We start from the raw sequence: 23,328 nt of genomic DNA, 5'->3' as shown, positions 1-23,328 counted from the left end.
TCACGGCGGGCCTTTTCATATCAGCCTTGGGGGAAGTCCCGGGCGCCTTCGATCTGCACCGGCTCGGTTGCGCGCAGGCGCTGGCTGGCGATGGCCTCGGGCACTTCGCGACGGAGCCAGTCCATCATCGTCTCGCGGATCGCGACGCGCAGGTCCCAAAGCTCCTGCGCGGCGACGGCGCTGACCAGCAGGCGCACTTCCATGGAATCGGGCTTGAGGTCGGTGACCTGCACGTTCTGCACGCGCCCGTCGAACAGTTCGTGGCTGGCGATCTGGCGCTCGAACTCGGCACGGATCGGGCCAACGTCGGTCGCCGGATCGACGTAAAGCATGACCGAGCCGAGAAGCTGCGATCCGCGCTTGGTCCAGTTCTGGAAGGTTTCTTCCAAAAACTTGGTCGTCGGCACGACAAGGCGACGTTCGTCCCAAATCTTCACGACCACGTAAGTCGTCTTGATATCCTCGATCCGGCCCCATTCGCCGTCGACGATCACGACGTCGTCGATGGCGATCGGTTCGGTAAGCGCCATCTGCAGCCCCGCGATCAACGATTTCAGCGCAGGCTGCGCCGCCGCGCCGACGGCAAGACCGGCCAGGCCTGCCGACGCCATCAGCGTCACGCCAATGTCCCGCACCCCGGGGATCGAAAGGAGCATCAGCCCGACCGTGACAAAGATGATCAGCGCCGTGCCAATGCGCGAAAAGATCGCCAGCCGCGTCCGCTTGCGCCGCGCGCGCTGGTTGTCGGCGACCGAGATATCGGCCCGAATCGTCATCGCGTGAATAAAGGCATGCAAGATGGCGAGCGCGATCCAGCCCACCAGCGCGGGCATGACGAAGCCTGCCAACCGCTCCCACACCGTTTCGAGCAACGGAATTTCCCGCGCCGCCAGCACGAGGCCAAGCGCGATGAGGCCATAGCGCGAAGGTCGCGTCAGCTTGCGTACGAGGAGGTCGTCGGTGCTGCTGTCGCTGCCCTTCGCGAACCGGCGCAGTATCCTGAAGATGATCCGGTGGATGGCCAGCGCGGCCACGATAGCGAGGGCGGCTGCACCCAGCGCAATCGCGGCGTCGATCATCCACGCGGGGGTTTCGGCGAGCAGGTCCTGAATCGCTTGCATGTCGGCGAACCTACGATGCTGCACTGCAACATTCAACGCCCCCTGGCCCGAAGGACAGGCGATCCGGCCCGCTTCAGGCGATCGTGCCTGCCGTCGTATGCGGAAAGCGGATGTCCACGGTCATGCCCTGATCGTCGAACTTGCGATCGATCTTGCCGCTCAACTGGCGGGCACTCGACTGCATCAGCATCGAGCCGAAGCCCTGCCGGTCGGTCGGCGCCTGGGGCGAAGGCGAGGTTTCGCGCCAGCGGATCTGCAAGGCGCGATCATCGCCCGCGCCTTCGTAAGTCCAGTCGATGGCGATTATGCCGCCCACGTTCGACCACGCGCCATACTTGACCGCGTTCGTCGCCAGTTCGTGGAGCACCAGGCCCAGCGGCGTCGCCTCGCGCGGGGTCAGTTCGACATCGGGGCCCGATACCTCGAACTTGTTGCCCTCGTCCGAATAGGGCGCGAGCACCTTGTCGACCAGTACGCGCATCCGCGCCGTCCCGTCGGTGCCCTTGCCCTGCGTCGCCTCGTGCGCGTCGAGCAGGGCGTGGATGCGGGCCGAAATGCTGTCGACGACAGGTTTTGCCTCGGGCTTGTCACGCGCGCTCATCCTCACGATGGCGAGAATGACGGCAAACAGGTTCTTCACCCGGTGGTTCAGTTCGTGCGCCAGAAGGTCCGCCCTGTCGCGCGCTTCGGCCAGTTCCGCAGCCTGCGCGGCCTGCGCCTCGGCATGAGTGGCGCGCACGGTGGACCACAGGCCCAGCCCCAGCGAGCCGAGCGTCAGCAGCAGCGTGATCGAAAGCAGCGGCAGCACGCGGTCTTCCGCCGCCGACGCTTCCTGCGTGGCCGAAGCGAGAATGCCTTGCTCAAGCGCTTCCATTTCGGAGAGCGAATTCCTCAGCCGCTCCATCGCGATGCGGCCTTCGTCGGAAAGAATACGCTGCTGCGCGTCGCGGATTTCGCCGCGATCGATCATGGCCACCGTCTTGGCCAGCTCGTCGAACTTGGTGTCGGCGCGCTGCTCGATCAGAGAGAGCAGCTCTTTCTGCCGCGGGAGCATGCCGGCGGCCTCGACCTCGGCCTTCACCTTGTCCATCGAGCGGGGGTAAAGCGCGCGACCGAACTCGTATGTGGCGAGGTATCGCTTGTCGAGCGTGATGAAATAGCCGCGCTGACCCGCTTCGGCATTGATCGCAGCACGGTCGATGTCGCGAAGCGCGATCATGATCTCGTTCGTGCGCTCGACCTGCGCACGCTCTGCCCGTTCGCTCGCGATGGTGGACCAGACGAGCAGGAGGCTGCCGACAAGGCCGATCGCCGTCAGCGTCAGGACAAGCAGGATCGGCGCACGGCGCTGGCGCGTGCCTCCGGTCTCGTCGGACCGCAACATGCTGAGAAATTGCGATGGCATTCTAGTGTTTACCGTCCACACGCCCGTCTTGCAGGCTACAACAGGCCCCGCCCTTCTGTCCGGCACAATCGACGCGGCGTCAATCGGCTTGCCGGCGGAGCACGCCCCTTAGTGCGCCTCGCCCCACGACTTGCCCGTGCCGATATCGATGCCCAGCGGCACGTCGAGAGTGACGGACGGCAGCGCGGCCTCTGCCATGACCCGTTCGATGATCGGGCTGGCGGCGGCAACGTCGCCTTCGGGAAGTTCGAAGACGAGTTCGTCGTGGACCTGCAAAAGCATCCGCACGTCATTCAGCCCCGCATCGCGCAGCGCCGGCATCATGCGGGCCATGGCGCGCTTGATGATGTCGGCGCTGGTGCCCTGGATCGGCGCGTTGATCGCGGCGCGTTCGGCGCCCTGCCGCTCTGCCTGGTTCTTCGAATTGATGTTGCGGAAGTGCGTCTTGCGCCCGAACAGCGTTTCGGAATACCCGCACTCGCGCACTTTCTCGAGCGTGGCGACGATATAGCGCTGGATGCCGGGGAAGCGTTCGAAATAGCGGTCGATCATGCCCTGCGCCTCGTCGGCATCGGTGCCCAGCCGCCCGGCAAGGCCCCAGCGCGAAATGCCATAGAGGATCGCGAAGTTGATCGTCTTGGCCTGTGCACGGGTGTCGCGCGTGACCTCGCCATACATTTCCAGTGCGGTTCGCGCGTGAATGTCCTCACCGTTCGCGAATGCTTCTTTCAGCGGCGGGACGTCGGCCATGTGCGCGGCCAGCCGCAGTTCGATCTGGCTATAGTCGGCGGCCAGCAGGACATTTCCTTCCTCGGCCACGAAAGCCTCGCGGATGCGGCGGCCGGTTTCGGTGCGGATCGGGATGTTCTGCAGGTTCGGATCGGTGGACGAAAGCCGCCCGGTCTGCGCGCCGACAAGGCTGTAGCTGGTGTGCACGCGGCCCGTGCGCGGGTTGATCGCCTCTTGCAATGCCTCGGTGTAGGTCGAACGCAGCTTGGACAGCTGGCGCCAGTCGAGCACGCGCGCGGCCAGGTCCACGCCTTGCGAGGCCAATCCTTCGAGCACCGACTGGTCGGTCGAATACTGCCCGCTCTTGCCCTTCTTGCCGCCCTTGTAGCCCATCTTGTCGAAAAGGATTTCGCCAAGCTGCTTCGGGCTGCCGACGGTGAACGGCTCTCCGGCCATTTCGTGGATCTGCTTTTCGAGCGCATCGATCTGGCCGCCGAATTCGGAGGAGAGCCCCGACAGGAACTCGCGGTCGACCTTGATGCCCTCGCGCTCCATCCCCGCGACAACGGGGATAAGCGGACGGTCCACCCGCTCGTAGATGCGCGTCGCGCCTTCGTCGGCCACGCGCTGGCGCAGCACTTTCCACAAGCGCCAGGTCACGTCCGCGTCCTCGGCCGCATAGCGCGTCGCCTTGTCGAGCGGGACGGCGCTGAACGGGATCTGCTTCTTGCCGGTTCCGCAGATGTCCTTGAACGTCAGGGTGGTATGTCCAAGGTGCGTTTCGGCCAGCGAATCCATGCCGTGCGCCTGCCCGATCCCGCCTCCGCCGCGACCGGCGTCGAGGTCGAAGGACAGGATCATCGTGTCCTCAACCGGACCCATCGCGATGCCATGACGGGCCAGCACGTTGATGTCGTACTTGATGTTCTGCCCGACCTTGAGGACCGCATCGCTTTCCAGCAGGGGCTTGAGCTTTTCGAGCGCCACATCCAGCGCGATCTGCTCGGGCTTTTCGGCGAACATGTCGTCGCTGCCGTGGCCCAGCGGGATGTAGCAGGCATCGTTGGGGCCAAGCGCCAGCGAAACACCGGCGAGTTCGGCACGCATCGCGTCGAGCGAGCTGGTCTCGGTATCGATGGCCACCGCGTGGGCGGCAAAGGCGCGTTCGATCCATGCATCGAGGCGTTCTACGCTCTGCACGCATTCATACGCGTCGAGATCAATCTTCGGCCATTCGGGCAGTGGCTGGCGCGTCGCGCCCTCGACCGCGTCGGCAGCGGCGTTTTCGGCCTTGGCAGGATCGAGTTCGGTCGGACGCGCAGGGCTGCCCGCGCCATTGCCCAAACGCTTCAACAGCGAGGTAAATCCGTGCTTCGACAGGAACGCCGCCAGCGGATCGGGCGGGATGCCGTCGAGCGCGAAGTCCTCCAGCTCCATGGGAAGATCGCAATCCTCCTTCAGCTGCACGAGTTCACGGGACAGACGCGCCATCTCCGCATGCTCGATGAGGTTTTCCTTCATCTTGGACTTCTTCATGTCCGGCGCGGCGGTTAGCACGGCTTCCAACGTGCCGTATTCGTTGATCAGCTTCGATGCCGTCTTCGGGCCGATGCCGCGCACGCCGGGAATGTTGTCGACGCTGTCACCCATGAGCGCCAGCACGTCGCCCAGCTGTTCGGGCAGGACGCCGAACTTTTCCTGCACCTCTGGAATGTCGATGCGCGCGTTCTTCATGGTGTCGAGCATGTCGACACAGCCGCCATCGACCCCGTCATCGGCATCCCCGCACTTGCCGACCAGCTGCATCAGGTCCTTGTCCGAAGACACGATCGTCACGTCCCAGCCCTTGCGGGTCGCGGCGCGGGCATAACTGGCGATGAGGTCGTCGGCCTCCAGCATCTCTTCCTCGATGCAGGGCAGGCTGAAGGCGCGGGTCGCATCGCGGATCAGCGGGAACTGGGGAACGAGGTCCTCCGGCGGCGGGGGGCGGTTCGCCTTGTATTCGGGGAACAGGTCGTGCCGGAACGAACGCGACGCCTTGTCGAGAATCACCGCAAGGTGCGTCGGCCCGTCGGCATCGTCGAGGTCCTGCGCCAGCTTCCACAGCATCGTCGTATAGCCATAGACCGCGCCGACGGGCGTGCCTTCGGGATCGGTCAGCGGCGGAAGGCGGTGATAGGCGCGAAAGATATAGGCCGACCCGTCGACAAGGTAGAGATGCGGTTTGCGATTCGCAGAATCGGCGGGTTTTTCGGCGGAAGTTTTCGTGTCGGCATCGCTCATGGCCAAGGGGATTAGCAGGGGGCCGCAGCAAGGTCAGCCGCTGATTTGGCGAAAGATGTCGGCAAATCGGGCCGGGTCGGGGTCCAAAAAAGTGACAATTGCCCCAATTCCGCCTCAATACGCCGCATTATTGCCTAGATGCGCTGTCATACGGAACGTGGCGTTTTGTGCGAGAACGCTTGCATCCAGATTCGGAAGTGTTTATTTACGCCTCCATGGTTCGGTCCATGAGGATCGGATCGCATGTGTCTGAGGGGTCTCGGCACATAGTATTCGAAAGAAGGATGCATATTCATGCGCAAGATCATTCTCGCCGCTGCCGTTGCTGGCGCTGCTCTCTCGCTCTCGGCTTGCTCGGAAGGCACCGAAGAATCGGCTGAAGCCACCGTCGACGCGGCTGCTGAAGACACCGCAGAAAACATGGACGCAGCTGGCGAAGCAGTTGAAGAAGCTGCTGACGATGCTGCTGCTGCTGCTGACGAAGCCGCTGCTGAAGTCGAAGCCGACGTTCAGGGCGAAACCGAAGCAGAAGCACAGGCTGACTGAGCCTAAGCTTTCAAGCTTTACGAAAAGGGCGTGGGAACTTCGGTTCCCGCGCCTTTTTTGTTGCCTGCGGTTCGGGTGAAGGAAACGGCCCCTCCCGAACCTGACCAGCCCGAGCTTGAATAGCGGTGGCCGGACAGGCATCTGCGTAAGTCAACGCGAGGAGACCGCCGCCGATGGCCAGCCTTTACAACCGTTTCGCCCGCAGCTTTGCCGAACACAGCGACAGGACCGCGATCGAGACGGCTACGCGGAACTGGACTTACGCCCAGCTGGAAAGCGCCGCGGGGCGGCTTGCCAGCAGGCTGCAGGCGCGCGGCGTGCGCGTGGGCGAACGCGTGCTAGTCCAGACCGACAAGTCGGTCGAAACCTTGGTGCTCTACCTCGCCACCTTGCGTTGCGGCGCGATCTACCTGCCGCTCAACAACGATTATACCGAAAGCGAGCTCGCTTATTTCGTCGGCGATGCGACGCCGGTAATCGCGGTCTGCCGCGATACCTCGCGCGAGTTGTTCGCCCGCATCGGCGGCAGCGATCTGGCGGTGACGACGCTGCAAGACCTGTTCGAGGATCTGCCCGCCGACGCGAGTCCACCGGTCCCGCGCGCAGGGGACGACGTTGCGGCGATCCTCTATACCTCTGGCACGACGGGCAAGCCCAAGGGCGCGATGCTGACGCACCGCAATCTCGCCTCGAACGGAGAGACGCTGGTCGATTTCTGGCAGTTCACGCCTGCCGACCGGCTGATCCACGCCCTGCCCATCTTCCACGTCCACGGACTGTTCGTGGCGCTGCACTGCGCCCTTTTTTCAGGCGCGACAGTGATTTTCCAGCCGAAGTTCGACGCCAAGGCCGCACTTGCCGCCATGCCCGATGCGACGGTCATGATGGGCGTGCCCACGTTCTATATCCGCCTGCTGGCCGAAGACGGCTTTACCGCACAGGTCGCGCGGAACATGCGGCTCTTCATCTCCGGCTCCGCCCCGCTGTCAGCCGACATCCACCGCGCTTTCGAGGCGCGATGCGGGCACCGCGTGCTGGAACGTTACGGCATGACCGAAACGGGCATGCTCTGCTCCAACCCCTATCATGGCGAGCGCAAGGCGGGATTTGTCGGCCCGCCGCTGCCGGGCGTGGACTTACGCATTGCCGATGGCGAAGGTCAGGCGCTGCCGCAGGGCGAAGTCGGCATCGTGGAGGTCAAAGGCCCCAACGTCTTTGCCGGATACTGGCAGATGCCCGAAAAGACCGCGTCGGAATTCCGCGCAGACTGGTTCTTTATCACCGGCGACATGGGGCTGATCGATACGGACGGCTATGTGCAACTGGTGGGACGCGAGAAAGATCTCATCATAACCGGCGGACTGAACGTCTATCCGGCAGAGGTCGAAGCGTTGCTGGACGACCGCGAAGACGTGGCAGAAGCCGCAGTCATCGGTGTGCCGCATCCCGATTTCGGCGAAGCGGTCGTCGCGGTGCTGCGCGCCAATGGCGCAATCGACGCAGACGCGGTGCGCGAGGAGATGAAGCGCGATCTTGCAGGCTTCAAGGTGCCAAAGGCGGTCATCGTCATCGACGAGATGCCGCGCAACACGATGGGCAAGATACAGAAAAAGGCGCTGCGCGAACGCTACGCCTCTTTCTTCGAGTAACCTGGGCCTCTTTCTTCGAATAACTCTTAGCGCACCCGCGAATTGTCGTTCGACGCGTTGGTCGCAAAGCGCGGGTTGGCAAACCCTGCATAGAGCGTGCGGGTGATCTCCGCGATCCGCGCATCGCGCTGCGGGCGGCCGCCCTGGCCGGTCACGTAGATTGCCATTACGACGACGCGGCCATCAGGCATTTCGACAAAGCCGACGTCGCTTGCCGTGTTGTTCAGCGTGCCGGTCTTGTGGCCAAAGTCGACACCGCTGGGCAGGCCGGCCTTGATGCGGCGACTGCCGGTGACGGTGCGGGTCATTGCCCCGATCACGACGTCGGTGCTCTCACCCGAAAGCCATTCGCCCTTGTAAAGACCCGCGATCAGGCGAACCATCTCGTTCGGCGGAGTTGAATCGCGCTGGTCCGCACCCGTGGCCGGATCGAATTCGCCGTCGTCACGCACCAGCGTCGCGATGTCGCGATCGATGCGGAACCGTTCGAATCCCTTGCTGCGCATCCACTTGGTGACTTCCGCCGGGCCGCCAACGGCCTTCAGCATCGCGTCGGTCGCGGTATTGTCGCTGCGCGTGATCATCAGTTCGATGAGGCTGCGAGCGGTAAGTTCCATGCCCGGCTTCACCGGTGCCACGCTGGTCGAGAACGGACGCGAAGCGACCGGGATCATCAGCGGATACTTGTCGTCGAGGCGGTAGCGCCCCGCGTCCACGCCTGCGAGGAAAGTCGCGGCGATCGCGATCTTCGACGTGCTGGCCATCGGGAACGCCTGATCACCGAGGATCGAGACGGTCTGTCCCGTCGACAGGTCCATGGCGGCAACGCCGATGCGGCCCTTGTCGGGGCGGGCGACGGCGAAGAGGTTCTGCCGAAGGCCGGTGCCGACCGGATCAGCCTCTCGTCCATCGAGCACCGCTCCGTTCGGACCGTTGATGAACTGGTCGAACGTCTGCGCAGGCGCATTGTCTGCGGCAGCCGGATTGGCAGAGAAAAGCAGCGCGGAGGCCGAAAAGGCCGCCACCGCCGCGCGGCGAAGTTTGCGTGTAGCCAGTCCCATCATGTTCCCGCGTATAGCATGGATCGGATTGTCACAGAATTAACCGATTCGCCCTTGACGCAAAAGCGTTCCGCGACGGGGTGTGCAAAAGCGGGGCGCGACGCGTTTTTCAGTCGTCCTGGCGCAGGCTTTTTTCGTCGGCAGGCTTCATCGCGCGCGCCTGGGCCTTGCGCCGCCTCAGGTTCTCGCGCAGCTGCCGCGCCAGCCTTTGTTCACGCGATTCTGCGGGTCTTGCCCCGGAGTTATCCTGCTTTTCGCTCATCGCCACGCGATGGCACCGCTGCCTCCAATCCGCAAGTCGCCGCGTCAGGCTCACGCTGCGCTTGACAACGTGCCATGCCCCCGCCAATAGCGCGCCCCTGCGATGCGGTCCCATCAGACCGGCGGGCATTTCCCCGCGAATCGCCTTGCGATGGTCTTGCTGCTGTAGCTCAGTGGTAGAGCGCACCCTTGGTAAGGGTGAGGTCGGGAGTTCAATCCTCCCCAGCAGCACCATTCGCCCACCCTGAAATCGTTACCGGAACGGCCCGCAAGCTTGGTTTGCGGCCTCTTAACCTTTGACCCCTAGTCTTCACGGCGCGCACGTGCGTGTCCGTTAAGTCGATGAAGAGTTCTGTCATGGAAATGACCGATCTTCTTCCCCGGTCCGGGCACGCGTATCTCAGGGATATCGGGCGTTCCGCAGTGCTTCCCCCCAATCTGCGCTGCGGGACGTTCGTACATCAAGGATTACGGACGATGTTGAAGCGGTTCTGGAAAGACGAAAACGGTGCATCGGCGGCCGAATATGCGCTGATACTGGCCGTCGTCGGCCCGGGACTTGGCGCAGCCGCGCTGGTTCTTGGCGCGAACGTGGGACAATCGGGCAGCTCGCTGGAAAGCGACCTCGACGCGACGAACGCCTATGCCGCGGCATCGCCCTCGAACAATGGTGGGGGAAAGGTCAATTCGGGCAGCACCACGACAGGTGGCGGCACAACGACCGGCGGCAGCACCACCACGGGCGGCGGCACCGATACCGGCGGCGTCACCGATACCGGCGGCGGCACGAACACGGGCGGGAACCCACCGACAAATCCGGGCGGGCAGTCGTGCAATCCCAAGGCCAAGAAATGCGGCTAATCTAGCCGGAACAGCATTTTCGCGCGCGTCCCCAAACACCGCGCACGAAAAAGGGGCGAGGTGGCAGCGAACACCTCGCCCCGCTTCGTTTTGGGCCGCGATTGGTTTTGAGAGGGCGAGCCCGAAAGCCCGCCCCGTCAAGTCAGCACTTGGGATGCTGGCCGATGTCGCGGATGTCGTAGACGCGGCCATCAGCCACCGTCATCTGCAGGCACTGGCGTGAAGCCGGGCGTGCCCAGATCGTGTAGGCCGTGCTGCCCGACTTGAAGCCATCGACATTGACGAACCCGCGCTGCGTCAGCGTGCTGTCCGCCCCTGCCGCGCGCGCACCCGAAAGGTCGCTGAACTGCACCTTTTCGCGATAGCCGCCACTGCCGTGGTGGTAGCTCGTGTTGTGCCTGCGCTGCTCGACACCTGCCGAATAGCCTGACGAGTAGGCGTCGGTCTTGTCGTAGTTGTGATAAGCGACGTTGTGCACACCGTCGTTATAGCCGCGTTCATACTGCTGTTCCGCCGAATGGTCGTCGTAGTGCTCACCATCGTCGTGATGCTTCGACTTGTGCGAAAGTAGCGCACCGATCAGTGCCGCGCCCGCAACAGCGGCAACCGCCGTTCCCGCGCCGGAATGCCCCTTTTCGGTGTGGCCGCAGTCCTGCGCGTCAACGTCGTTGATCGTCATGACCTTGCCGTCCATCACTTCGACCGTCACGCAGTCGCGGTCGCCCGCGTGCCACCAGTTCGAATAGGCCGAGCCATATCCGCCCTTGTGTCCGTCGATATATTTGAAGCCGCGATCCTGCAGTTCACCTTCCGCGCTGGATGCGCGCATGCCGTTGATGTCGGTCAGCGTGCTTGCCTTGCGCGCCATGGCCGGCGTTGCCGCCATGCCGATTACCGCGACCATGGTCAGAATCGACCCCGAAGTACGTACAATTGCCATTTACCCGTCTCCCACATCCGGACAGTTCAAGGCGGACCGGCACGATTCGCCGGCCCGGTAGCCCGCAGGCTTAGGCCGGATTTCAGGGCCAAATATGACAATTGTCAATTGTTTGGGCGTTTTATAGGCCTCTCAGGCCTCGACGTCGTTCCACTCGGGATGGCGCCGGAACGCCGCGACGACATAGCTGCACACCGGCCTTATCTTGATGCCTTCCTCGCGCGCGTCGGACACGAGAGCGTCGACCAGCTTGCCCGCGATCCCCTTGCCGCGAAGATTGCCCGGCACGAAAGTGTGGTCGGCGACGAGGACCTTGCCGCCATCGTCCTTGCGATAGGTCAGTTCGGCCTGCGTCTGCTGACCATCGACGGCTGCGTGATAGGCGCCGCGGCTATCGCCATCGTTACGCGTGATCGTGACATTGCTCATGAAAACTCCTTTGCCCCTTCAACCGGCAGGGGCGGCAGGCAGTTCCCCCATGGCGTCAGTCGCGCGCGCCGAACAGCGCTGTGCCGATGCGGACGTGCGTCGCGCCCAGCATGATCGCGGTCTCGAAATCGCCGCTCATCCCCATCGAAAGGCCCGACAGCCCGTTTTCCGCCGCCAGCTTGGCCAGCAGCGCGAAATAGGGCGCGGCCTCGACGTCGGCGGGCGGCACGCACATCAGACCTTCGACCGGAATGCCCGCCTCGCGCGCCTCGGCCAGAAGCGCGGGCAAGTCGGCAATCGCGCAGCCGCCCTTCTGGTCTTCGTCCCCGATGTTGACCTGCACGAAGCACGGCACGGTCCGCCCCGCCTTCTCGAACGCCTTTGCCAGCGCCTTCACAAGGCTCGACCGGTCGAGCGAGTGGATCGCGTCGAAAAGTTCGACCGCATCATCGGCCTTGTTCGACTGGAGCTGACCGACAAGGTGCAGCTTTACGTCGGGATAGCGCGCTTTCAACTCGGGCCACTTGCCCTGCGCTTCCTGCACGCGGTTTTCGCCAAAGACGCGGTGACCTTCTTCCAGAAGCGGTTCGATTTCCTCGGCCGTCCTGGTCTTGGAAATGGCGATCAGGGTCACGTCTTCGGGTTTGCGGCGGGCAATCCCTGTGTTGCGAGCGATATCGTCTGCGATCTGGTTCAGTGCTGTTCCGGCCATGGCGCGCTGCTATAGCGAGTGCGTGCCACCAATCCATACCCAACCTTGCCTTCCTGCAATCTGGCTGATCAGCGACGAGCGCAACGATGCTTCGCTGAACGATGCGCTGATGCGCCTGCCGATGGGGAGTGGGTTCGTCTTCCGTCACTATCACCTCGATGCCGCCGACCGCCGCAAGCGGTTCGAGCAGGTGAGGCGCGTGGCGCGACGACGCGGGCATGTCGTCGCGCTGGCCGATACGCCTGCGAGGGCGCGGAACTGGGGTGCGGATGCAGTTTACGGCGCGCCTGCCGCCGTGTCGGGCGGTCACGGGTTGCTGCGTATTGCGACAGTCCATTCGCTGCGGGAACTGGCCCAAGCGCACCGGGCAGAGGCCGATCTGGTCATGATCTCTCCGGTCTTTCCTACCCGTTCGCACCCCGGGGCGGACGTGCTGGGCGTGGTGCGGGCAAGGCTGCTGGCACGGCACGCCTTGGTGCCTGTCGTCATGCTCGGCGGGATGAACGTTGACCGCGCGCTTCAGGTCGAGCCGCATGGCTGGGCGGCCATCGACGGGTTTGCCTGAAATCAGGCGCTTGTGACGTACACATTGACGATACCCACAGGCTCCCTCGCGCAGATTGACCCCCTTCGCCCGCGCGGAGCATAATTCGCGGCTGTTCGAACAGGGACTTTGAGGCAATGGCGACACGAGCCGCAAGAGGCGCGCCCGACTGGCGTGCCGCGCTGAAGCGCAGCGTGAACCGCACCGGCGAATTGCTGGGCGCGGGTGCCCTGCTGTTGTTTGCGCTGTTTCTCGCGCTTGCCATGGTCAGCTATGAGCAGACCGACGCGTCGTTCTCAACCGCGGCGGGCGGCGGTCCGGCCAACTGGATGGGCGCGCCCGGTGCCTATGCCGCCGACGCGCTGTTTCTGGCGTTCGGCCCCGTCGCCGTCCTGATCCTGCCGATGCTGTGGGTCTTTGCCCGCCGGTTGTGGCAATTGGCCGACGAGGAGCAGGTCGAGGCCCGCCCGCACTGGTGGCGGCCACTTGCCTTGCTGGCGCTTGCCATGATCCTGCTCGCCACAGTCATGGCGCTGCTGGTCGAAGGGCCGGTCTGGGGCCTTCCTGCCGGCATGGGCGGGGTTGCGGGTCTTGCCGGATCGAAGCTGATCTATTCGCTGTCGAACTTCGCGCCCGCGGCCTATTCGGGCTGGGTCATTCTGGGCCTTGCCGTCATGTTCCTGCTGGGCGGCGCCTATATCGCGGGCCGCGTCTTCGCGATCGACTGGGCGGGCCTGCTGACGCTCCCCCTCGCCCTGCGCCGTGACCGTGCAGACGACGATGCCTACGATGTGGTCGAAACCCCGCGCACCGCCAAGAAGGCGAAGAAAGCCAAGCGCGAGACGATCGTCGACGACGAGCCGGAGATGGTCGAGACCGCCGCCCCGCGCCGCGCGCCCGAAATCAGCGACCCGACCGCCCCGCCCAAACCCGCCGCAAAGGCAACGGCCAAGCCGAAGCAGGGCGATTTCTTCAACGCCGACTACACCCTGCCCAGCCCCGAACTGCTGGAAGAAGTACCGGATCAAAGCGGGCAGAAGCTCGACAAGCTGGCGCTGGAACGCAACGCCCGCCTGCTCGAAAACGTGCTGGAAGACTTCAACGTAAAGGGCGAAATCACCGCCGTTCGCACCGGGCCGGTCGTCACCATGTACGAACTGGAACCCGCGCCCGGCATCAAGGCCGCACGCGTCATGGGCCTTGCCGACGACATCGCCCGCAACATGAGCGCGATTTCCGCCCGCGTCTCTGCCATTCCGGGCAAGACCGTGATGGGCATCGAACTGCCCAATGCCGACCGCCAGATGGTGTCCTTCCGCGAACTGATTGAATCGGCAGCGTTCGGCGATCACAAGGGCATGCTGCCGATCATCCTGGGCAAGGATATCGCGGGCGAACCGATCGTCGCTGATCTTGCCGCCATGCCCCACCTGCTGGTCGCGGGTACGACGGGTTCGGGCAAGTCGGTCGGTCTGAACGCGATCCTGTTGTCGCTGCTCTACCGCCTGACCCCTGCCGAGTGCCGGTTGATCCTGATCGATCCCAAGGTGCTGGAACTCAAGACCTACGACGACATCCCGCACCTGCTCTCGCCCGTGGTGACGGAACCGCAGAAGTCGGTCCGCGCACTGAAATGGGCGGTCGAGGAGATGGAGCGGCGTTACCGGATGATGAGCTCGATCGGCTCGCGCAATCTGGCCGGTTTCAACGAGAAGGTGAAGCTCGCCAAGGCGAAGGGCAAGCCGCTGGGCCGCCGCGTCCAGACCGGGTTCGACCCCGAAACGGGCGAGGAAATATTCGAGGAAGAGCAGCTCGACTACGAAGTCCTGCCCCAGATCGTTCTGATCGTCGACGAACTGGCCGACCTCATGATTACCGTAGGCAAGGAGATCGAGGTCCTGATCCAGCGCCTGTCCCAGAAATCGCGCGCAGCGGGCATCCATCTCATCATGGCGACGCAGCGTCCTTCGGTCGACGTCATCACCGGCGTCATCAAGGCGAACATGCCGACCCGCATTTCCTTCCATGTCACCAGCCGCATCGACAGCCGCACGATCCTTGGCGAACAGGGCGCGGAACAGCTGCTGGGCAAGGGCGACATGCTTTACAAGGCAAGCTCCAAGCCGCTCACCCGCGTCCACGGGCCTTTCGTGTCGGACGAGGAAGTGGAGGAAGTGGCGAACTTCTGGCGCGGCCAGGGTTCGCCCGAATATGTCGATTCCGTCACCGAGGAGCCGGAGGACGGCGGCTTCGGCTTCGACGATCTGGACGGCGCGTCCGACGATCCCGAACAGCGCAAGTACATGCAGGTGTGCCAGATGGTGTTCGAAAACCAGAAGGCCTCGGCCAGCTGGATCCAGCGGCAGATGGGAGTCGGGTACAACACCGCTTCCAAGTGGATCGAGCGGATGGAGAAGGACGGCCTCGTCGGCCCGGCCAACCATGTCGGGCGGCGTGAGATCTACCGCGACCGCGACGGAAATCCCCTGTAACGCCTGGCAAAATCGGAACATGGTGCCGATGGGCCCGCATTGCCGGGCACACCTGTGCACGCGGTGCGTTATTATAATGGCGATCCGGCATGTGGGCGATTGCCCCGAACCGGTTACAATTGTAACGAACCTGCGAAATCGTATGGCGGGCCGAGGGGCCCGGTCTTCGCGCGAAGGAGCGACAATGCGCATTGGCTGTCCCAGGGAAATCAAGAACCACGAATACCGCGTCGGCCTCACGCCCGAGAGCGTGAACGAACTGGTCGCTCACGGGCACGAGGTCTGGATCGAAAGCGGCGCTGGCCTTGGCATCGACGCCAAGGACGCCGACTATGTCGACGCGGGCGCGAAGATCGTCGAAGGCCCCGATCCGATCTTTGCCGAGTGCGAGATGGTCGTGAAGGTCAAGGAACCGCAGGCCGTCGAACGCGCGAAACTGCGTGAGGGGCAGGTGCTCTACACCTATCTCCACCTCGCCCCTGATCCGGAACAGACCGCCGATCTCGTCAAATCGGGCGTCACCGCCATCGCCTATGAGACCGTGACCGGCTCGGGCGGCACGCTGCCGCTGCTCAAACCGATGAGCCAGGTCGCCGGCCGGATGAGCGTGCAGGCAGGCGCAACGGCGCTTGAAAAGGCGCATGGCGGGCGCGGCGTGCTGCTGGGCGGCGTGCCGGGTGTGATGCCGGGCAAGGTCACCGTCATCGGCGGCGGCGTTGTCGGCTGGAACGCGGCGCAGATGGCCGTCGGCCTTGGCGCTGACGTCACCATCCTCGACCGCAGCCCCGAACAGCTCGAACGGCTAGGCATGTATTTCGAAAGCCGCGCCAAGACGCGCTTTTCCAACAAGGCGAACCTGCACGAGGCCGTTTGCGAAGCGGACCTCGTCATCGGCGCCGTGCTGATCCCCGGCGCCGCCGCACCCAAGCTGGTCAGCCGCGAGATGCTGGGCGACATGAAGAAGGGCGCGGTCCTTGTCGACGTGGCGATCGACCAGGGCGGCTGCTTCGAAACCAGCCACCCGACGACGCACGACGACCCGACTTTCGTGGTCGACGGCATCGTCCATTACTGTGTCGCGAACATGCCCGGCGCGGTGGCGCGCACCAGCACTTATGCACTCAACAACGTCACCCTGCCCCATGCTCTGGCCATTGCCGACAAGGGCTGGGAACAGGCGATGCGCGACAACCCGCACCTTGCCGAGGGGCTGAATGTCCACAAGGGCGAAGTGACGTATGAAGCGGTTGCTCGGGAACTGGGTTACGACTACCGCCCGGTGCCCGACGTACTGGGCAAATCCGCCTAGGAAAACGTTTCACCGTCGTTAACCAGACATCAAGCCATCCCTGCCATCGTGCAGGGCAATGGTGGGATGGCCTTACAGATTTCTGGCAGCCTTGATGCTGCTGGGCGCTATGCTGGTGCCGCAAACGGCGTCGGCAGCCCCGGCCGTACGGGCAAGCTGTTTTGCGGCCACCGGGCTGGTGTCGGCCGTCGATCACCCGCGCCTTCCCGCCCGCGGTGACTGGATCTGCGACGGGCTCGGCCCCAGGGGCACGCCGCCGGTCAGCTGGGTGTTCTTCACGCCCGACGATTTCGCCAGCAAGGGTCTGAAACCCAGCCATTTCGTCACCGACATCGCGCGGTTCGACCGGATCAGCCTGATCGTCATGGATGCCAGCGGACCGCTGCGGTCGCGCAGCTATTCGATGGACGACGTCAGCCATTTCGTGAACGGACCGAAATTCGCCCTGCCACTGCCCGACATGCAGGGCTCGACCGGGCTGGTCGTCGCGGTCGAAAGGCCCTGGGCCCCCGTCATCGCCTCGCGCGCGTCGCTGCAAGTGCAGGAAAAGCCGACCGATGCCCTGGGGTGGAGCGAGGATGCCATGCTGGTCATCGCGCTTCTGCTGGGCATGATGCTGACGCCGCTGCTCTACCACGGGGTGTTCCACCGCATCCTGCGCGAAGGGTACGTCCTTTGGCAGATTGCCTCGGCGACCAGCGTCGTCGCGCTCATCACGATCCATAGCGGGCTCGTCCACCACATCGTATCGCTTGGCATGGAAACGACGGTCCAATTGTCGATGATGGCCCTGCTTGTTCCGATGGTCTTCGCCAGCGGCTTCCTGCTGAGTTACCTGGAAGCCGAGGCAATTCCCGATGGCTTGTGCAAGCTGCTGAAGACCCTGGTCATCGCCTCGGCCCTGACGCTGACATTCATCGCCTTGCCGTTCGCGTTCCTGCGCCCGCTGACTGCGGCTGCCTTCCTGCTGATTCCGATTCCGCTGGCGGCGGCCGCCATGGCATCGGCAGGCATGGCGATCCGTTCGGGGCGCCGGATCGCATGGGCGCAACTGCTCAGCTGGGCTGCGCTTTCGATGGCCTATACCTTCAATGCCCTGCGCGGTTTCGGCTTTGCCACCAGTGACGGCCTGGTCGACATCGGTTTCTTCGGCGCCATCACGCTGCATGTCGCGGTCGGCGTCTTCGCCGTGCTCTACCGCGTCGACATCATGCGCAAGGAACGCGAGCGCGTGAACGCGCGCCTCGACGCGCTTACCAACCTCATCGACCTCGACCCGCTAACCGGCATCTTCAACCGCCGCGCGTTCGAGCAGCGTTTCGTGGAATTGCGTTCTGACGGCTTCCACGCGCTGGCCGTCGTCGATCTGGACCACTTCAAGCGGATCAACGACAAGTTCGGCCACTCGACCGGCGACCGCGTGCTGCAGGAAGTCGCCTCGGTGCTCGCCGGCGACAAGGACGCCATCGGCTTCCGCATGGGGGGCGAGGAATTCGTCGTGATGATGCGCGGCAGCCAGATCCAGCAGCGCGCCGAACAATTGCGCCGCGCGATCACGATCCGCATCGCCAACGAGGTCGAGGGCATCGACGGGCCTGTCACGGCCTCGATGGGCCTGGTCGAAAGCCCGCCCGGCGGCGCGTCGTCGATGCGCCAACTCTACAGCCACGCCGACCGCCTGCTTTACGAAGCGAAGTATTCGGGCCGGAACCGCCTGATCAGCGAGCGTATCCAGATCTTCGAGCCGCCTTCGCGCGAACGCCGCATGAAGGACCGTCGCGACGCCGACCGCCGCGCCGAGGGTTAGTCCCCGATCCGGATGAAGGCCCGCGCAACTTCTGCAGGCACACGGGCAAGACGGCCCGTATCCTTCTGGATCATCGCCCAGTTGGACCGCACCGACACGATCGGCCTGCCATTGGGTTCGCCGTCTTCTTCGCGGAAAAAGTCGATCAGGCGTTCGAACCGCGCGCCCGTTGGCGGCTTCTCGATTCGGGTCTCGGCGATCACGCTTTCGCCCTCACCCACGTTGCCGCGGTAATCGATCTCGTGACGGGTCACGACCCACAGGTACGCATCGACATGGGCGGGGTCAGCGACCTTTTCCCAGTGTTCGATCGCGATGTCCTGCGCCCAGTTGAGCCAATTGGCATTGTTCACGTGCCCCATGAAGTCGATCACGTCTGCGCCTGCGGTGAACTTCATGCGATATGACGAAACCGGATCAGGCATTGTCGAGATCGACCCCCACGAGTTTCCAGCCAAGCCCGTCGCGCCGGAAAACCAGCGCGCCACTGCCTTCCTCAGCGGCCAGACGGAAAGTGTCGAACCCCCCGCGCTCGAACCGCCATGCGACCTGCTCGCGCTCGCTTTCCCGGCGCGAGATGACGAGGCCCGCCGCTTGGCCCGTGCGGATCATCTGCGCGACCGTTTCGGGCGTGACGACGGTATCGACAACGACGTCGGTGCCGGCCTTGGCCAATTTAGAGCCGAGCGAACCCAACGGCCCGCCGCGCTGCGCGGCCTCGGCCTCGATCCGGTTTTCGATCTGGCTTTTCAGCGAATCGCGAAACGCAGGGAAATCGACCCGCCCTTCCAGCCGCGCGACATCGCCGTCACGCGCGGCCTGCCGCAAGTCGTGCGCGGCATAGAACTGCGATCCGAAGAACCAGATGCCGAAGACGATGGCGGCAAGGAACAGCCCACCGAAAAACTTCTTCATGCGCGTTCAGCCATGCCCAGTTGCCACAGCAGGAAGGCATATTCCTCGGCCACTTCGCGCAAGCCATCGAAACGGCCCGACTTGCCGCCGTGGCCTGCGCCCATGTTCATCTTCAAAAGCAGTTCGTTGTCGTCGGTCTTTAGCTCGCGAAGACGCGCGACCCACTTGGTCGGCTCCCAGTAAGTCACGCGCGGGTCGTTGAGGCCGCCCGTCACCAGCATCGGCGGATAGTCCCTCGCCGCGACCTGGTCGTAGGGGCTGTAGCTTCGGATCAGTTCGAACGCCGCCTTGTCCTCGATCGGGTTGCCCCATTCGGGCCATTCGCCCGGTGTCAACGGTAGCGACGCGTCGAGCATCGTGTTGAGCACGTCGACGAACGGCACTTGCGCGACGACCGCGCCCCACAGGTCCGGATCGGAATTGACGATCGCGCCCATCAGTTCGCCGCCCGCCGAACCCCCCGATGCGGTGATCCGCCCCCTGGAGGTGTAACCCTTGGCGATCAGGCCCTTGGCCACGTCCACGAAATCGTTGAACGTGTTGGTCCGCTTGGTCAGCTTGCCGTCCAGATACCACCGGCGGCCCAGATCGTCGCCGCCGCGGATCTGCGCAACGGCATAGATGAAGCCGCGATCGACAAGGCTCAGTCGCCCGGTCGAGAAATAGGGGGTCATGGCGATGCCGTATGCGCCATAGGCGTAAAGATGCAGCGGCGCGCTGCCGTCCATCGGCGTGTCGGCCCGCATCATCAGCGATACGGGCACTTCGGTCCCGTCACGCGCAGTGATCATGACGCGCTCGGTCCGGTACTGCGACGCGTCGTAACCAGACGGGATTTCCTGCACTTTCAGCGTTTCGAGCGTCTTGGCCTTCGGATCGTATTCGAAGACCGTGCTGGGCGTGACCATCGAGAAATAGCCGAGCTGCAACAGCTGCGTGTCGTATTCGGGATTGTTGCCAAGGCTGGCGGTATAGCTTGCCTCGGGAAATTCGATCGCCTCGAACTCGGTCGGCGTGTCGTAGGACCGCAACTGCACCTGGTCGAGGCCCTGAAGGCGGCCTTCGGTAACGAAGAAGTTCTTGAACAGCTCGAATCCGGTCAGGTAAAACTCGTCCGACCCCGCGATCACCGTTTCCCAGCCACCCGGCGCGGACAGCTTTGCGCGGGCAAGGCGGAAGTTGATGTGATCGTCATTGGCGTGGACGTAGATGTCATCACCCGCGACATCGATGTCGTACTCGACGCCCGTCTTGCGCGGTTTGACCAGGATGGGTTCTGCCAGCGGGTCGGCGGCGGGGACCATGCGGACTTCGCTGGTTTCGTGATCCGACGTGCCGATCAGCAGCCATTTTTCATCCGACGACAGGCTGGACCCGACGCGGAAGCCTTCGTCATCCTCGTGGTACAATTCGACATCGTCCGACAGCGGCTTGCCCAGCCAGTGGAGCCGCGCATTGTCGGTGCGCCAGTTTTCGTTCGCGAGCGAATAGACCACGCCCGTATCGCCCGCGACCCAGACCAGCGTGCCCAACGTGCCGGGAATCGTGTCGGGCAGGATTTCGCCGGTGGTCAGATCCTTGAACTTCGCCTCGAACCGTTCGGAACCGTTGGTATCGACGGAATAGGCAAGCTTCGTCCCGTCCTGGCTGACCGAGAAGGAGCCGAGCTTGAAATACTCGTGCCCCTCGGCCAGCACGCTCTCATCCAGCATGAGCTGCTTGCCTTCGGTCCCGTCGCGGCCGCCCGCAGCAGGCTTGCGCCACCACTGCTTGTACTGCGCGCCTGCTTCGTATTCGACCCAGTAGTACCAGTCGCCGTCCTTGGTCGGGACCGAGCTGTCGTCTTCCTTGATGCGCCCTCGCATTTCGGCAAACAGCGTGTCGATAAGCGGCTCGAACGGCTTCATCCGCGCCTCGAACCACGCATTCTCGGCCTTCAGGTGATCGAGGATCTCCTGGTCCGCCACGTTCGGATAGCCGGCATCGCGCAGCCACGCATAGGGATCTTCCACGGTGATTCCGTGGTGGCTGAAGCTGTGGGCGCGCTTTTCGGCAACAGGGGGGGCGATGGGAGCGGTTGATGGCAAGCTGTCGTTCAAGGGAATCTGGTCCTCGGCATCAGTATTCGAAAGGTCGGGGGACCCTGAAATGGGGACGGCCCATCCCCTCGCAAAGGGGAACTTCGCTGGAAAGGCCGGTTCATGGGGCCTATGTTGCGCGCATGAGCCTTACAAGGCCCTTCGAGACAGGGCCTGATGGCATTACCGGATACGAGAGACAACACGATGCTGATGCAGACCCACGAAGCCCGCCTCCACGCCCTGCGAGAGGAACTCAAACGCCGCGACCTTACCGGGTTCGTCATCCCGATCAGCGACGAACACATGAGCGAATATGTTGGCGAATATGCCAAGCGCCTTGCCTGGCTGACGGGGTTCGGCGGCTCGGCGGGCATCGCGCTCGTCACGCTGGACCGGGCGGTGATGTTCGTCGACGGCCGCTACACCCTGCAGGTGCGCGATCAGGTCGATGGCAAGTTCTGGGACTACGAAAGCATCCCCGACACCAGCCCCGCCGACTGGCTGCGCAAGAATGCCACCGCCGACGCCCGCATCGGGTTCGACCCGTGGCTCCATTCGCGCGGCTGGGCCAAGGGCATGGCCGCGGCGCTGGAAAAGAAGGGCGGCGAACTTGTCGCGGTGGATACCAACCCCGTCGATTCCGTCTGGGAAGACCAGCCTGCCCCCAGCTGCGCGCCCGCCCGCCCGCACGACGAGGCGTACACCGGCCGTTCGAGCGCGGACAAGCGCGGCGCGATCGCGGAGTGGCTGAAGGAAAACGAATACGACGCGGCCGTGATCACCGCGCTCGATTCGATCGCGTGGCTGTTCAACATCCGCGGCTCCGACGTTTCGCGCACGCCGGTCGCCCTGTCGTTTGCCATCGTACGCAGCGACGGAACGGCGGACCTGTTCATCGCGCCCGATAAAGTGACGCCCGAACTCATCGCCCACCTCGGCAATGCCGTGTCGGTGCGTGATCGCGACGCTTTCGAGGATGAACTGGCCGCAATGGGCGGCACGACCGTTGCCGTCGACCCCGACCGTTCGGTCGCCGCGATCTTCCGCGCGCTCGACGATGCAGGGGCCACCGTGAAGGAAGAGCGTGACCCAGTCGTCCTGCCCAAGGCGATCAAGACCGATGCGGAACAGGCCGGCCACCGCGCCGCACAGGCCCGCGACGGCGCGGCCATCGCCAAGTTCCTGCACTTCGTCGAAACCGAAGGCCCGAAGGGCGAACTGACCGAGCTTGCCGCATCGGACCGTCTGGAAGCCTTCCGCGCCGAAAGCGACAAGCTGACCGACCTGTCGTTCGACACGATTTCGGGCGCAGGGCCCAACGGCGCGGTCGTCCACTACCGCGTGAGCGAGGAGACCAACCGCACGCTGGAACCCAACAGCGTCTATCTCGTCGATTCGGGCGGCCAGTATTATGACGGCACCACCGACATCACCCGCACCGTCTGGGTCGGCCCCGACGCGCCCGGCGCGGAAGTGAAGGACCGCTTCACCCGCGTTCTGAAGGGCCACATCGCGCTGGCCATGGCGATCTTTCCCAAGGGCACCGTCGGCAGCCAATTGGACACGCTGGCGCGCCAGTTCCTGTGGCAGGCGGGCATCGACTATGCCCATGGCACCGGCCACGGCGTCGGCGCATATCTTGGCGTACACGAAGGGCCGCAGAACGTCGGCAAGAGCCGGGGTACGAAGGAACAGGCGCTGCTTCCGGGCATGATCCTGTCGAACGAGCCGGGTTACTACAAGGCCGGCGAATACGGCATCCGGATCGAGAACCTCGTGCTGGTCCACAATGTCGAGATCGCGGGCGCGGAACTGGAATCGATGGGTTTCGAGACGCTGACGTTCGCCCCGATCGACCGCCGGTTGACCGATGTCGCGATGTTGACCGCGGCGGAACTGGAATGGCTGAACGCCTATCACGCCAAGGTTCTCGAAGTCGTCGGCCCGCAGCTCGAAGGCGAACGCCTCGAATGGCTGAAGGCGCAGTGCGCGCCGCTTTCGGCCTGAATCGGGTTCATCAGCTTGAGGGGGCATTAACCGCCCCCTCACCCTGATACACAGTGCGACAATTCTCCTCTCGCCCGGCATAAAGCTGCGACACTGGACATGTAGAACGGTCCCCAGAAGTCGCGGGGCGACGATCTCGGGTTTCCCCTGATGTCCCCTCCCCCAAGCCCTTGGCG

The 23,328-nt window shown here is 64.0% G+C and carries 19 protein-coding genes and 1 tRNA gene; 9 read left to right on the top strand and 11 right to left on the bottom strand.

Translation table 11 applies throughout. From position 1 onward, the window contains the following. Nucleotides 1–20: 20 nt before the first annotated feature. The 3 genes from A9D15_RS10515 to polA form a co-directional block, all read right to left on the bottom strand. Nucleotides 21–1,121 (bottom strand): mechanosensitive ion channel family protein, encoded by a 1,101-nt coding sequence (locus tag A9D15_RS10515; RefSeq protein ID WP_066764677.1) that lies wholly within the window; start codon nt 1,119–1,121, stop codon nt 21–23. A 73-nt stretch (nt 1,122–1,194) separates the two neighbouring features. After that, entirely contained in the window at nt 1,195–2,505 is a 1,311-nt protein-coding gene (locus A9D15_RS10510) for a sensor histidine kinase (protein ID WP_066764675.1), read from the bottom strand. Nucleotides 2,506–2,634: 129 nt separating this feature from the next. Continuing rightward, the gene (polA, locus tag A9D15_RS10505; protein ID WP_066764674.1) at nt 2,635–5,538 is read right to left on the bottom strand and encodes a DNA polymerase I; all 2,904 of its coding nucleotides are present in this window, start codon (nt 5,536–5,538) and stop codon (nt 2,635–2,637) included. Between the two features lie 294 nt (nt 5,539–5,832). Here polA and A9D15_RS10500 point away from each other — a divergent pair, with 294 nt between their 5' ends. Continuing rightward, the gene (locus tag A9D15_RS10500; RefSeq protein WP_066764673.1) at nt 5,833–6,084 is read left to right on the top strand and encodes a hypothetical protein; all 252 of its coding nucleotides are present in this window, start codon (nt 5,833–5,835) and stop codon (nt 6,082–6,084) included. Nucleotides 6,085–6,257: 173 nt separating this feature from the next. Beyond that, the gene (locus A9D15_RS10495; protein WP_066764672.1) at nt 6,258–7,733 is read left to right on the top strand and encodes an AMP-binding protein; all 1,476 of its coding nucleotides are present in this window, start codon (nt 6,258–6,260) and stop codon (nt 7,731–7,733) included. Nucleotides 7,734–7,759: 26 nt separating this feature from the next. Here A9D15_RS10495 and A9D15_RS10490 read toward each other — a convergent pair whose 3' ends face one another. Continuing rightward, on the bottom strand, nt 7,760–8,797 hold the full coding sequence (locus tag A9D15_RS10490) for a serine hydrolase (RefSeq protein ID WP_066764671.1): 1,038 nt from the start codon (nt 8,795–8,797) through the stop codon (nt 7,760–7,762). 106 nt (nt 8,798–8,903) lie between these two features. Continuing rightward, on the bottom strand, nt 8,904–9,056 hold the full coding sequence (locus A9D15_RS16775; protein WP_172807515.1) for a hypothetical protein: 153 nt from the start codon (nt 9,054–9,056) through the stop codon (nt 8,904–8,906). 158 nt (nt 9,057–9,214) lie between these two features. Here A9D15_RS16775 and A9D15_RS10485 point away from each other — a divergent pair. Both A9D15_RS10485 and A9D15_RS17120 read left to right on the top strand, forming a co-directional pair. Next, nucleotides 9,215–9,289: transfer RNA gene (locus tag A9D15_RS10485), tRNA-Thr, on the top strand. A 243-nt stretch (nt 9,290–9,532) separates the two neighbouring features. Further along, nucleotides 9,533–9,916, top strand: coding sequence for a Flp family type IVb pilin (locus A9D15_RS17120; RefSeq protein ID WP_066764668.1), 384 nt, complete (start codon nt 9,533–9,535; stop codon nt 9,914–9,916). Nucleotides 9,917–10,058: 142 nt separating this feature from the next. Here A9D15_RS17120 and A9D15_RS10475 read toward each other — a convergent pair whose 3' ends face one another. The 3 genes from A9D15_RS10475 to A9D15_RS10465 form a co-directional block, all read right to left on the bottom strand. Beyond that, nucleotides 10,059–10,856, bottom strand: coding sequence for a hypothetical protein (locus A9D15_RS10475; RefSeq protein ID WP_066764667.1), 798 nt, complete (start codon nt 10,854–10,856; stop codon nt 10,059–10,061). A gap of 132 nt (nt 10,857–10,988) precedes the next feature. Further along, complete coding sequence (locus A9D15_RS10470; protein ID WP_066764666.1) at nt 10,989–11,285, bottom strand: GNAT family N-acetyltransferase; 297 nt, start codon at nt 11,283–11,285, stop codon at nt 10,989–10,991. Nucleotides 11,286–11,340: 55 nt separating this feature from the next. Further along, nucleotides 11,341–11,997: a YggS family pyridoxal phosphate-dependent enzyme gene (locus A9D15_RS10465; protein ID WP_066764664.1), complete on the bottom strand. Its 657-nt coding sequence runs from the start codon at nt 11,995–11,997 to the stop codon at nt 11,341–11,343. On the opposite strand from A9D15_RS10465, the gene A9D15_RS10460 reads away from it, so the two are divergent. The 4 genes from A9D15_RS10460 to A9D15_RS10445 all read left to right on the top strand — a co-directional run bounded on the left by A9D15_RS10460 (nt 11,996) and on the right by A9D15_RS10445 (nt 18,149). Then, nucleotides 11,996–12,562 carry a thiamine phosphate synthase gene (locus tag A9D15_RS10460; protein WP_066764663.1) on the top strand — a complete coding sequence of 189 codons (567 nt, stop codon included), beginning with the start codon at nt 11,996–11,998 and terminating at the stop codon, nt 12,560–12,562. The genes A9D15_RS10465 and A9D15_RS10460 overlap by 2 nt on opposite strands. A 116-nt stretch (nt 12,563–12,678) precedes the next feature. Then, nucleotides 12,679–15,033, top strand: a complete 2,355-nt coding sequence (locus A9D15_RS10455) for an FtsK/SpoIIIE family DNA translocase (RefSeq protein WP_066764662.1) — start codon at nt 12,679–12,681, stop codon at nt 15,031–15,033. A gap of 184 nt (nt 15,034–15,217) precedes the next feature. Beyond that, entirely contained in the window at nt 15,218–16,342 is a 1,125-nt protein-coding gene (gene ald / locus A9D15_RS10450) for an alanine dehydrogenase (RefSeq protein WP_066764661.1), read from the top strand. A 94-nt stretch (nt 16,343–16,436) separates the two neighbouring features. Next, the gene (locus tag A9D15_RS10445) at nt 16,437–18,149 is read left to right on the top strand and encodes a GGDEF domain-containing protein (RefSeq protein WP_066764660.1); all 1,713 of its coding nucleotides are present in this window, start codon (nt 16,437–16,439) and stop codon (nt 18,147–18,149) included. Here A9D15_RS10445 and A9D15_RS10440 read toward each other — a convergent pair. From A9D15_RS10440 to A9D15_RS10430, 3 genes are read right to left on the bottom strand one after another with little or no spacing between them, the layout of a single operon-like run. Further along, nucleotides 18,146–18,547, bottom strand: coding sequence for an acyl-CoA thioesterase (locus A9D15_RS10440; RefSeq protein ID WP_229660285.1), 402 nt, complete (start codon nt 18,545–18,547; stop codon nt 18,146–18,148). The two genes, A9D15_RS10445 and A9D15_RS10440, sit on opposite strands and share 4 nt — an antisense overlap. Nucleotides 18,548–18,566: 19 nt before the next feature. Further along, nucleotides 18,567–19,064 (bottom strand): DUF2939 domain-containing protein, encoded by a 498-nt coding sequence (locus tag A9D15_RS10435; protein ID WP_066764656.1) that lies wholly within the window; start codon nt 19,062–19,064, stop codon nt 18,567–18,569. Further along, nucleotides 19,061–21,151 (bottom strand): S9 family peptidase, encoded by a 2,091-nt coding sequence (locus A9D15_RS10430; protein WP_066765050.1) that lies wholly within the window; start codon nt 21,149–21,151, stop codon nt 19,061–19,063. Before A9D15_RS10430 ends, A9D15_RS10435 begins: the two co-directional genes overlap by 4 nt. Before the next feature lie 204 nt (nt 21,152–21,355). Here A9D15_RS10430 and A9D15_RS10425 point away from each other — a divergent pair, with 204 nt between their 5' ends. After that, nucleotides 21,356–23,152 carry an aminopeptidase P family protein gene (locus tag A9D15_RS10425; RefSeq protein WP_066765047.1) on the top strand — a complete coding sequence of 599 codons (1,797 nt, stop codon included), beginning with the start codon at nt 21,356–21,358 and terminating at the stop codon, nt 23,150–23,152. Nucleotides 23,153–23,328 lie beyond the last annotated feature (176 nt).

Origin of the sequence: Croceicoccus pelagius, from assembly GCF_001661915.1 — a bacterium.
GTDB classification, from domain to species: domain Bacteria; phylum Pseudomonadota; class Alphaproteobacteria; order Sphingomonadales; family Sphingomonadaceae; genus Croceicoccus; species Croceicoccus pelagius.
The sequence above is the reverse complement of the archived record's forward strand: the minus strand, read 5'-3'. Positions and strand labels throughout refer to the sequence as shown.